The 11,700-nt window shown below is 42.9% G+C and carries 8 protein-coding genes; 4 read left to right on the top strand and 4 right to left on the bottom strand.

Annotated elements, in window-relative coordinates; translation table 11 throughout:
• Positions 1-65 precede the first annotated feature (65 nt).
• Positions 66-1,442, top strand: a complete 1,377-nt coding sequence (locus tag ACFOSV_RS09225; RefSeq protein ID WP_377905686.1) for a Gfo/Idh/MocA family protein — start codon at positions 66-68, stop codon at positions 1,440-1,442.
• 19 nt (positions 1,443-1,461) lie between these two features.
• Here ACFOSV_RS09225 and ACFOSV_RS09230 read toward each other — a convergent pair whose 3' ends face one another.
• The 4 genes from ACFOSV_RS09230 to ACFOSV_RS09245 form a co-directional block, all read right to left on the bottom strand.
• A complete protein-coding gene (locus tag ACFOSV_RS09230; RefSeq protein ID WP_377905688.1) occupies positions 1,462-3,900 on the bottom strand; it encodes a hypothetical protein in 2,439 nt (812 codons plus the stop codon).
• A 47-nt stretch (positions 3,901-3,947) separates the two neighbouring features.
• A complete protein-coding gene (locus tag ACFOSV_RS09235) occupies positions 3,948-4,904 on the bottom strand; it encodes a carbon-nitrogen hydrolase family protein (RefSeq protein ID WP_377905690.1) in 957 nt (318 codons plus the stop codon).
• A gap of 75 nt (positions 4,905-4,979) precedes the next feature.
• A complete protein-coding gene (locus ACFOSV_RS09240; RefSeq protein WP_377905692.1) occupies positions 4,980-5,846 on the bottom strand; it encodes an ROK family protein in 867 nt (288 codons plus the stop codon).
• A gap of 77 nt (positions 5,847-5,923) precedes the next feature.
• Positions 5,924-8,251, bottom strand: a complete 2,328-nt coding sequence (locus tag ACFOSV_RS09245; protein WP_377905694.1) for a glucosamine-6-phosphate isomerase — start codon at positions 8,249-8,251, stop codon at positions 5,924-5,926.
• 308 nt (positions 8,252-8,559) lie between these two features.
• Between ACFOSV_RS09245 and ACFOSV_RS09250 the strand changes: the two genes are divergently transcribed.
• From ACFOSV_RS09250 to ACFOSV_RS09260, 3 genes are all read left to right on the top strand, one after another.
• Complete coding sequence (locus tag ACFOSV_RS09250; RefSeq protein ID WP_377905696.1) at positions 8,560-9,063, top strand: gluconokinase; 504 nt, start codon at positions 8,560-8,562, stop codon at positions 9,061-9,063.
• An 85-nt stretch (positions 9,064-9,148) separates the two neighbouring features.
• Complete coding sequence (locus ACFOSV_RS09255) at positions 9,149-10,519, top strand: amidohydrolase family protein (protein ID WP_377905698.1); 1,371 nt, start codon at positions 9,149-9,151, stop codon at positions 10,517-10,519.
• An 18-nt stretch (positions 10,520-10,537) separates the two neighbouring features.
• Entirely contained in the window at positions 10,538-11,680 is a 1,143-nt protein-coding gene (locus ACFOSV_RS09260; protein ID WP_377905700.1) for an aldose epimerase family protein, read from the top strand.
• The last annotated feature ends 20 nt before the right edge of the window (positions 11,681-11,700 follow it).

Here is an 11,700-nt window from a genome sequence, read left to right on the forward strand (position 1 = left end):
TCAAAATAGGACCTTTGTCTAGCAGGATTTCATTATATTTCTACAAACGCTAAAACCTATTTTGTATGACCTCTGATCAAAAGCAATCACGCAGAGATTTTATTGCCACAACAGGATCCTTGCTCGCCGGTTCATTTTTTGTCCACCCCATTGCAGAAGCTTTGACTCTTCACGATAAGCCCGCAGCAAAATTAAGAATTGCCCTAGTTGGCACAGGTATCAGAGGCTGTGGCATGTTTGGACGAGATGTAATGCGGGTGTACAAAGATCAAGTGGAATTTGTCGGACTTAGTGATATAAATGAAGGTAGGCTTGCTTACGGGAAAGAGTATATTGGTACAGATTGTCCGACCTATTTGGATGCGGATGAAATGATCAATGAGACAAAGCCAGATGTATTGATCGTTACCACGATGGATAGTACCCATCACGAATACATTATCAAAGGCTTGGATTCCGGAATGAATGTGATCTCCGAAAAACCCATGACCACGGATGAATTCAAATGCCAAGCAATTTTGGATGCCGAAAAGCGATCTGGTAAAAAACTTATCGTCACCTTCAACTATCGCTATTCTCCACATCGACAAAAACTTTATGAGCTACTTCGGAATGGGTCGATCGGTGACTTGACCTCGGTGGATTTCCATTGGTATTTAGACGTTTACCATGGAGCTGATTACTTCCGTAGATGGCATAGGAAAAAAGAGTTTGGTGGATCACTTCTCGTTCACAAATCCACACATCATTTTGATTTATTAAACTGGTGGATTAATTCCGATCCGGAAGAAGTTTTCGCGTATGGGAAGTTGGAGTTTTATGGTAAAAATGGTCCCTTCCGTGGCACCACTTGTAGAGGGTGTGTGCATGCCCAAACCTGTGACTTCCACTGGGATATTACACGAAATGAACATTTGATGAAGCTTTATGCCGAAAACGAAAAGTATGACGGCTATCATCGAGATGGCTGTGTTTTCAGAGAGGACATTGACATCTATGATAAAATGGCTGTGCAGATCAAATACAAAAATGAAGTGCAGGTTAGTTACTCCTTAACGACCTATTCTCCTTATGAAGGCTATAGAATCGCATTCAATGGCACCAAAGGCAGACTAGAGGCCTGGATCAAAGAGCGCCAGCCTTGGGAGGAAAAAGCTGAAGATGAGATTCATTTGACTTCAAATTTTGGGGAACGCGAGATCATCACTATCCCTCACGGTGGGGGAGGACATGGTGGAGGAGACACTCGACTAAAAGATAAACTTTTCAAGGATCCCAGCATGGCCGATCCCTATCGACAGTCCGCAGGTAGTCGTGATGGAGCTATGTCCATTTTAGTAGGAATTGCTGCGCGAAATAGCATTGAAACCGGTAAACCGGTGAAGGTTCAGGGTTTGACAGATATTCAACTTGAGACCTTTGGTCTAGGGATAAACAGTTAGAATAGCCTGATTTCTGAGCTTAAGATTTCAGCCTGATTTCTACGGGTGAACCTTGAGTTTTCACTTCCAGTTTGAGTTGGCTGTCTTCATTTTGTGTTTCGAAAGTGCCATCTATTACAATTGTATTTTCGCCTGATCTCACTTCGAAAAGAGAAGGATCCGTATCCATTTCTTTGATGACGTTCCAGTTTTCATCTAGGAGGACCATTTTATTTCCCCCCTCATAGCGCAAAATTTGTCCAGAATCTAAGTACAAAGGAATTTCGATTTTCTTGAAATTATTCAGTTCAATTGTAATTTGATTTACTGAACTATTCTCAGCTTTGAGATCAAAGTTGATGAGCTGATCAGCGCTAGGATTTTCAAAAGTAAAGGAGGAAGAAAGAGGTTCTCCAGGCTGTCTGACTTTGTGTTTGTGATAAAAGATGTCGGCGTATATTTCGCGCCAGTTCCAAGTGTCGGAATCTTTTCTGCTGATGGCAAACTCACTTTCAGTATCCCTCATGAGCATTTTTTGCTCTTCTGAAAACGAACCAGAAAGTCGTAATTTTTCCCAATCTCCAATAAGGGCCAAAATTTGTTCAGAATTTCCATTTTTATTGACATCAGGAAGGTCTGCCACAAGTGCATATCCGGCATCATACCCTGCGGACTTGGCTAGCATCCATTGAATGTCCTCAATGCTCGTTTGGGGAGTCAGCTTAAACCATCCTAGCATTCCTGGCATATAATTTCGTTGAAAATATGCCTGATTATTAAATCGGTATTCGGTCTGGCTTTCCCGAAAACCTGCATACCAAGGCTCTCCCCAATTCATTCGTGTGTAAATGTGCCAGAAAAAGTGAGTGGTACGACTTGCATCGATAATGAGATGCTCTTTTAGTTCGTCAGAAAGGGAATTATACCAAGTATAAGGCATCAGGCTTTCACCGTAGGTTCCTAGACCGGTGGATCGATTTCCTTCGAGGCCATCAAATGAAATTTGGCGAAGTCCAGTCTCATTGTATAATTCTGCCAGTGTTTCTGACATCTCTTCGGTCAATGAAGCTTCAGTCAGAAAGACTTTGTACCCATGATCTAGTAGTTTACCGATCTGGCTATTGGCTTCGTGAGCGATTGCTTGGGTACCAAAAGCACCGCGTTGACAGTCTAGAAGTTTCCAAGGTGCAGTCTTAGAAACAGAGCCGTACCGAATCAATTCTTCGCCTATCATCACGGTTTGAAGGTTGTTGTTCTTCATTTGATTGAAAAAATCTGCTGAGGCGATAGGAATTTCACGATCACTTGCTTCGACTCTTGAGGTGATTGTGGATGTTCCTACTTTGGCAAGTCTCGGATCAGGGATGGGAGTGACGTATGGGTCGTTGGTTTGCACAAAATTTGAGAGACAATGTGTGCCTATTTTTACTCCTTGAGCTTCCGCCAATTCTACACAATTGCGAAGGCTGGCCCTTCCATTTGGAAATTCTCCTTTGTACAATTCAAAATGTCCCCAGCTTTCAAATGTCTTGCCATAATGGTATAAATATTCTAGCCCAGCTTTTTTCGTGAGTGCAATGGCATCCTCAACATTAGCTTCGGTAAATGAGGTGATTAAATAGGCAGAACTAGCCTTCTTCGATGTTTTTGCCCATTCGCCATCGATCATGGGGTGAGGAAGTCCTTCGACGATTTCGATGGTCCCTATAGTTTGCAAAGCCAAGTCGACATGAGACCCGAAAATGGCGATTTTGGATCCAACTACTCCTCCGTCATCGTAGGCTGGAGCAAGGATTTTTTCATGATTAAAATCCTCAAAAACTCTTTCTTTGGATCGATTTCGAGTGTAGGCCTGAAGGCTGCTTCCACCGTTCATTGGTTTTGCGGCTTCCACTCGATAAAGTACGGAGCCATCGGATTCCGGCCTCATGTTATTCGAGTCCCCCTCACGGAAAATATCGAAAGCAGGCATGCGGTCACTTTCATTCCAAGGGTAGCCTCCAAGGGTTTTGATATTCAAGGATTGAATACCTAGCGCAAATTCATCATTTCGAACCACCCCCACAGTCTCGCCAATCACCCCGTCGATTGTACTTCCATACGGACCCCATTGGGCAATATCTACTCGATCGATCTCGCTAAGAGACAGGAGTTCTAGGGTGAAATAATCTTCCTTTGTTTCTAACTTGACTTTGGCGACAAGGCCCTCATCAAAGTCCAATTCTATAATTTCTGACTCATACCTCGCTGAATTTGGAGTCTGAAATTTACCGTCAATTCTTAATGACAGCACAGGACTGAGGGTATCCACCGAAATGTACTCCTTGCCCGTATTAGAGTCAGTAAAACTTACAAAAGCCCCCTTATCATTAATTTGGGCCTGAAGCGCTCCCGAATTTATTTCGGCAATGACCTTATCTTGACTACACGACCAAAGGGGAACTATCAAAATAAAACTGAGGATGAAGGAGTATCGCATGCTATCAGGTTAAAGGGTTCGGGATAATTCACACTATTAGTGCCTCATTAGTCTTTGAATCTAACTGAATGTTGGCGTTGTCGATTGACTGTCAATTCAAGCACATCGGGCCTGGAATAATGACCAACAGGATCAAAGTTTTGGCGCTCTTCCAAGACACGATTGTAATCCAAAGTGGCATAATAAAGGCCCTCTTGGTCAGCCTTGGGCTCCATCACCCAGTTCCCATCCGGCCCTGCAATGCAGCTACCCCCATTTGCCAGTACGTCTGGCGAATTTTTAAGAATCAGTTCGAGGTGAGGGGTGTCTGCAGGGAAGTCCGTTTTACGCATCAGGCTAGAGACCGAAATAACAAAAGAGCGACTTTCCTGAGCAATCATCCGTGTAATGTTTTCTGTATTTCTGACTGCACCTGGCCATACTGCAATGTGGAGATTTTCCCCTTGGCCATACAGCGCCGTTCGAGCTAGAGGCATCCAGTTTTCCCAGCAATTCAACCCTCCAACAGTAAAATTTTTCAAAGAATGCACTTGAAGACCATTTCCGTCGCCGGGAGACCAAGTCAAGCGCTCGTCATAAGTGGGCTGAAGTTTTCTATGTACTGAGCGAATCTCGCCATTTGCTGAGATATAAACCAAGCTACAATACAAACTATGGCCACCTCGATCGCTTGGTCTCTCGATGATCCCGAGGTAGACTGCGAGTTTGAGTTTTTTAGCTAGTGAACAGACTTGGACCAAATCTCCCTTTTCGATCTGCACAGATTGCCTTGCATAATGTGCGTGAATCTCTTTTTGTATTTGATCGTCCCAAGCTGTGCCATGGGTGATGGGAAGCCAAAAGGGATATCCTGGGACTAAACCCTCTCCAAAAACGATGAGCTCTGCCTGCTCGTTAGCTGCACTTTCCATTGAGTCCAATACTTTTTGAAGAGTGCGGTCTTTGTCTAGCCAAACGGCGGAAATTTGTGCAAGGGCTACTTTGAGGGTGGATGGTGCGGTCATAGGCAATTATTTTTCATCAAGAAAAGCAATTGCAGTCAAAAAAGTATAGCAAACAGAGCTAAATCCTCCCTAGATCTATCTCAGGGTACCAACAATTTCTAACTCATCTTCCACCAAAGCAACGGCGCCATGAATTGCCGTTTCGTCCAGTTCAGAAAGTAAAATCTGTAGACCTTCAATAACCTTTGGGTACCGGAAACTTTCGAGAGATTTATGAAGAGAATTTTTAAAAAGAGGGTAAGTCTTGCGGATGGATCCTCCCAAAACGATGGCCTCAGGGGCAAGTCCATACAAAATATGCTTGATCAATTCTCCTAAATGATGGCCATATTCTTCAAAAGCTTTGATCGCTGCAGGATCGCCTGCAATGGCTTTTTTAGCCAAATTCTTTGGTTTGCTGCCATGCTCATGGATGAAAAACTTTCCACTGCAATAGTATTCAAAATCTTGATCTAGGTAGGGCGCACTGCACCATTCTCCAGCAGCCGAATAGGCGCCAGAATAGAGGTGTCCATTGATCACTATTCCACCTCCGACACCAGTCCCAAGCGTAATCCCGACTAGGGAAGAAAAGGGTTTGCCAACTCCATATTTTTGGACGCCGAGTGCAAAGCAGTTTGCGTCATTATTTATAGAAACTGGCTTGCCAAAACGATTGACTAGAAATTCGCGAAGCAATACATGCTGAAATGATGGGATATTTGAGAGATTGAGCACAATGCCATTTTTCACATCTACAAGTCCTGGGATACCAATCCCAATCCCAAAAAGATCATGGTGTAAATAGGTTTGAATGAACTCAGCAATAGTTTCTAATACGAACTCTTGCGATTCTTTGGCCGGGGTCGGGATATGGCGAACATCTTCTAGGTGACCGTCAATAAGTACACCCGCGGTGATTCCTGTTCCTCCGATGTCTAATCCCAAAATGGCCTGCTTCATTCTGCAAAAATAGGTTAATAGGTTTGAAAGTTGAGAATCAGCTTTTTCAAGCCGATTCTCTTTGTTATAAGGGTGATTTACAACATTCCTTCGATTGATTTTTCTAATTCTCTTGCCGTAGACAAAAACTCGTCCACATTCATGTCTCGGAAGAAGATCAAGCCATGACTAGCTCTCACTTCTGCACGCTCGTGAAGATAAAAGAAGTTTTTACCAAGTAGCAATTGCACATTGTCCAATTGTTCTACCCAAGTTCTTTTGGCGACGGTACTGAATTTCCCATTGTGTGAATAACTTGGGAAAGACGCATTCACTTGACTGAGATAGCAATTTGCAAATGAGTCTTCCATGACGGATAAGTCACCAAGGGACACGGGTACGATTACATTTGCCTCATAAGGCTGGAATTTAAACCAAACGTTCCTGTAGCCGATGATTCGCAAATCACTCGTGTCATGCTCTTCGCCCCATTTCTTCACAGCGGCGGCGGTAGCTTGAAGTACTTTGTAATGCGTGTCTGGCCCTGACCCTTCCGGATCCAATGTCAAACTGATTTTTGTCGGTTTCACTTTTCGGAACATTTCTACGATTGGCTCCACATCCCGGTCCTTGTCTGGTTGCTCGGTGAAAATATCTCCTGTGTAAAAACCAAGTCTCAAGTGGTGTACATTCTTCACTTGTACACCAAAATGAGCCCAAACCAATTCTTCCTCAAACTCTCTGATCATCCCCTTCAATTTCTGAATCTTTGAAGGGTTCTTTTCTCCGTCGTAGCTATTCTTCAAGATACTGATCACATCATTGATCGTTTCTCTAAGCTTGACCTTGTTTTGGATTTCGAAAACAATAACCAAAGCACGTACCACGCGGTGGCAAAGTCCGCGAAGCCTTTCCTCAGGCTCTTCGGAAGCCACATTAGTAAGGAAATGATAGACATCTTTGTCCGTTTTCAGGGAGTAACCTACAGTGAAAAAGTCACTGTAATTCACCATTTGGATTTTGTCCAAATCAAGCAACTTTTTGGTGTGCTGCAAGGTGTCGATCACAAAGGAATTTGTAACCGCTGTAAAACCAGATGTCAGTACCGAGAAATGAGCTTCATTACTCGGCTCGTTCAGTTGACGAGTGATATGAGGCAGAATTCCCAAAGAAATATCATCGTGATGCGGTCCAGTGTGCAGCAATACTTCATCTTTTTCTTGCTCTAGACCTTTGGCAATTTTAGCATCTATGCTTTTGATTACCTGATTAACCGTATCCTCAGAAAGATCCGGAATCAGGCGTGTATATTTGTCGTTTTTAAGATCGGAAAGTGTGAGTCGATGTCCGTACTTTTTAATCTTTTTACAAAGATCCATGACGGATCTTTCGGTTTTAGCCCAGGTCCATTCTCCCTTTTCATAAAAAGCATCCACAGAGTCTGTGAGCTGTACTCCTGCACCTCTCGTGAGGTAAAAACGACCGTTTTTGAGTTTCTGAAGCACCGTAGCAGGATAGACATTTGTCATTTTGGTCTCTAGTGAGTCCTTCACGATTCCTGCCTTGGCTTCTCCAGCTGCGATAATTATTCCCACTGCATCCTTATTGTACACAATGGTGTCCAGTCCAATGGTGATCACCAGTCGATTTGCCGATACTTCTATGCCTCCCAAATCTCCAGCGGCGACAGCTTGAGTTTCAAAATTAGTCTCTGTGAGTCGAGTGACGGAGAAAAGGTGAGAGCCTCGAGTGTTGAATGCGATGTGTCCATCTGGGCCAATTCCTCCCAAAAAGAAACCTATGCCTCCTGCATCTCGAATTTTTTGCTCGTATTCCCCACACCACTGATCGATCTTGTAAATAGACTCTTGTTGTAATTTTTCAAGTGGGGTGTTGGGATCTCTGAATCTTAAGGAAAGGTCCACTTTCAAATCAGGAAAAACCTCGGAGTAGGATAGACCCTGTGCCAATGGGATTTCATCTGAGTTGATTAAAATAGCTTTCTCTTTGGAGAGGCCAAAACCCTCGAGATAAAATTTGTTCACATAGTCGTAGAAACTATTGGCTTGCTTGGAGGAAATGGGGTAAAATTCATCGATTTGTACAAAAGTCAAATCCTTTAAAATAGGCTTGCTAGTTTGAGCTAGCCCATATTTTTCACGGATTTCCTTCCCCTTTTTATTATCCCAATTTTCTAGAAGAAACTTGGTCCACTTGATGAAAAATTCAGGCGTTCTTCCTGTAGGTAATGAGATAACTCCATTTGGGTTTGCTGCGGCCCATTCCAAGAATCTACAGGCAGTCAATAACCCCAGTTTCGGGAAATTGTCTACCATCAGATATGGGATGAGTGTAGTGATTTTGTCTACTCCTGATTCCTTGAGGAATGCTTTTTCTACTTCTGAAAGCGGATAATTTGTGAGCATACGATTTAAATCGGTTTAAGTCTGTTTTGCCAGGGTGAAATCAAATAACATTTCAGGTCTAGGGTTCTAATTATGGAATTAGAAGTTCATTCTAGATATAATTAAAATATTATTTTGATTAAATCAGTTTTACTATGTTTTTCTACTTCTTGACAAATGTAAAAAAAGTTTTCAAATAAATAATACTTTTATAAAAAATTTAATAAAGTGTCTGATGAAATTCGTTTTCCTCAAAAAAGTCTGAATCTCATTTTTGCAAAAGTTTTAGTCGGTCTTTACGTTTTTGGAAATTTTGGTAATTTCCGCATATGCTAATCATCATCACCGGTGTGTCAGGTACTGGGAAAACTACTATGGGGGTACTCATCAGCCGAGAATTAGGAATTCCTTTTTACGATGCAGATGATTTTCACCCAAAATCAAACATTGAAAAAATGAGCCAAGGTCAGCCTCTCAATGACCAGGATCGACAGCCTTGGCTCGAAAAACTGGCCGAAAAATTAACGAAATCTCAAAAGTTTGGAGGAGCTGTACTAGGATGCTCGGCACTCAAAGAGTCCTATCGCCGCATCCTTCAAGTGGACCCGAATATCAAATGGATTCATTTGAAAGGTCATCGGGATCTGATTTGGGAACGGATGCTAGCTCGAAAAAACCATTACATGAAAGCAGAAATGCTGGACTCACAATTTGCCACCTGGGAGGAACCTACTTATGGATTGAAACTCTCCATTGAAGATTCGCCTGGAGAAATGCTCAAACATGCTATGAAGTTTATCTTTGACTCAAGTGAATCGCAGATTACTTCCTAATCTTTGTCTTGCTTTTATTTTCACTGGGCCATTGTATTAAAGGGATGAAAGGGCGAAATTCAGAAATGAACAAATCATAATTGTTATGAAACTTCTTAAAGTATATTGGTTTTGCATGATTCTCCTTGGTTCTCTATCCGTTCAGGGTCAAGAATTACTCATTACCAATGTCAATATTGTGACTATGGATGGTGAGGAAGTGCTTTCCAATCACGCCATCTACGTAGTTGATGGGAAAATCGATAAAATCATTCCACTTAATGCCCAAACACCGCGCATGGCTAGCCCAAATCTGGTCGATGGTAAAGGTGCCTACGTCTTTCCGGGTCTTGCGGAGTTTCATGCGCATTTGCCTGTGGCGAATGATGGGAGCACCCAACTTCAGCAGGAATCCATGTGGCTTTATCTCGCTAATGGAGTATTGAGAATCCGAAGTATGCTGGGGCATCCTACGCATATTGATCTCAGGAGCCGAGTAAATTCTGGCGAAACAGATGGGCCGAGGGTATTCATTTCAGGACCTTCCTTCAATGGAAATTCGGTGAGCAGTCCGGATCAAGCAGCAGAAATGGTTCGTGAACAGAAAGCTGCTGGTTTTGATCATCTCAAAATACACCCCGGTGTGGAGCTAGACGAGATGTGGGAAATCTCAAAAACGGCCAAATCTGTAGACATTCCCTTTGGGGGGCATGTGCCTTTGGCAGTAGGTTTGGACAATGCTCTTTCCAGTGGTTTTAAATCTGTAGAGCACATGGATGGATATTTAGAGGCTTTGTTGCCCAATGATTTGGTTATTGATCCCACGACTTCAGGTCCTTTTAATCTAAAACTAGTGGGTGAAGTGGAGCTTGAAAAACTCCCAGGCCTAATTGAACAAACTCTCCAAACAGGCACCTACATCGCACCAACTTTGACGCTATTTGATCGCTATTTCGGGTACATACCTGCAGAAGAATTTCGAAAGGCCCCTGAGATGAAATATCTGCCAGGCCCATTAATTCAGCAATGGGTGAATACCAAGTCCCAACTGGAAAGAGCGGGAATGCTTGATGAGGAGTATGTGGCGCCTTATTTAGCTTTCCGAAGAAAGCTTTTCCTTGCGCTGCACGAGTCGGGCGTACCCATGATCATGTCTTCTGACTCACCGCAGGTTTTCAATGTTCCTGGCTTTTCTATTCATCACGAGATCAAATTGATGTCAGATGCCGGGATGTCGAATTATGAAATTCTCAAAACAGGTTCCGTGGTACCCGCCCAATACATGAGTAAAGAGTCGGAGTGGGGAATGATCAAGGAAGGAATGGCAGCTGATTTTGTTTTAGTTTCAAAAAATCCGCTAGAAAATCTCGAGACCATGCAGCAGCCCATTGGAGTAGTGATGCGAGGAAAGTTTTTTGACCAAAATCGACTTCAAGAGGAGCTTGAAAAAATAGAGATCAATCATCTCCGAAAGTAGTTTTCTAAAAACACGACAATGAAAAATTCAAAAGTAATCCTCGCCTTGTGTTTCCTCCTTGGATGGATAAACATGGGGTGCGAACCAGCAGAAACTCAAAAAGAAGAAATGACTGAAGAAGTGAAACTGACTATAAAAGTAGAAAAGGTCGCTCAGATCGGAGAGCAAGAAGTCTTCAGCTATCTGCTGGATAATGGCAAAATGCAAGTGGAGATGAGTAATTATGGGGGATTAATTTCCCGAATCTGGACTGCAGACAAATCTGGTAAGGTTGAAAATATTGCTTTGACTCTTGATAATGTTGCCGATTACTTGACTAAACCAAATCCCTTCTTTGGTGCCACTGCCGGCCGAGTAGCTAATCGGATAGCGGATGGGAGTTTTACCCTTGATGGCAAAACATATACCCTCGCCAAAAATAATGGAGAAAATACGCTCCATGGTGGTTTGGAAGGTTTCAACAAAAAGGTTTGGGATTCGGAGCCCTATTCGAATGACTCCATTATTGGTGTAAAAATGACTTACCTGAGCCAAAATGGGGAGGAAGGGTTTCCCGGCAATCTCAACACCACATTATGGATGGAGCTAACTTTGGATGATGTATTGCGGATTCGATTTGAATCAGAAACGGATCAGGCGACCTTGGTGAATCTCACCAATCACACTTATTTCAACCTTGGAGGAATGAAGTGCGATGTCCAAGATCATGTTTTCCAATTTGATGCATTTGCGTATACCCCGGTTGATGATGAATTGATCCCGACGGGTGAAGTTCGGCCCGTGGATGGGACACCTTTTGATTTCAGGGAGCTAAAAGTCTTGGGTGATCAAATTGCCGCTAACGGGGGAGGTTTTGATCACAATATGGTAATGAAGAATGAGCCTTCAGCAGATTTGATTCACTTTGTCACGGTCGTTCATCCTGAGACAGGAAGGAAAATGGAAATGTACTCTGACAATGTTGGGGTACAATTTTATACAGGGAATTTCTTGAGTGAATTTGCGGGAGCGGATGGTGTAATCTATGACAAGCATTGGGGATTCTGCTTGGAATCCCAAAATTGGCCAGATGCGATTCATCACGAAAATTTCCCAAGTCCGATTTTACGACCTGGTGAAAAGTATAGCCATTTGATCGAGTATCGATTTGGTACAGAGTAAAAAAATTAAAGCCTTGAAAC

The sequence above is a fragment of the Algoriphagus namhaensis genome, from assembly GCF_042649705.1.
Classification (GTDB): domain Bacteria; phylum Bacteroidota; class Bacteroidia; order Cytophagales; family Cyclobacteriaceae; genus Algoriphagus; species Algoriphagus namhaensis.

Excerpts from the sequence above, each read along its gene's own strand:
- ACFOSV_RS09225 (WP_377905686.1), top strand. The coding sequence starts at position 66 with ATGACCTCTGATCAAAAGCAATCACGCAGAGATTTTATTGCCACAACA.
- ACFOSV_RS09230 (WP_377905688.1), bottom strand. The coding sequence starts at position 3,900 with ATGCGATACTCCTTCATCCTCAGTTTTATTTTGATAGTTCCCCTTTGG.
- ACFOSV_RS09235 (WP_377905690.1), bottom strand. The coding sequence starts at position 4,904 with ATGACCGCACCATCCACCCTCAAAGTAGCCCTTGCACAAATTTCCGCC.
- ACFOSV_RS09240 (WP_377905692.1), bottom strand. The coding sequence starts at position 5,846 with ATGAAGCAGGCCATTTTGGGATTAGACATCGGAGGAACAGGAATCACC.
- ACFOSV_RS09245 (WP_377905694.1), bottom strand. The coding sequence starts at position 8,251 with ATGCTCACAAATTATCCGCTTTCAGAAGTAGAAAAAGCATTCCTCAAG.
- ACFOSV_RS09250 (WP_377905696.1), top strand. The coding sequence starts at position 8,560 with ATGCTAATCATCATCACCGGTGTGTCAGGTACTGGGAAAACTACTATG.
- ACFOSV_RS09255 (WP_377905698.1), top strand. The coding sequence starts at position 9,149 with ATGAAACTTCTTAAAGTATATTGGTTTTGCATGATTCTCCTTGGTTCT.
- ACFOSV_RS09260 (WP_377905700.1), top strand. The coding sequence starts at position 10,538 with ATGAAAAATTCAAAAGTAATCCTCGCCTTGTGTTTCCTCCTTGGATGG.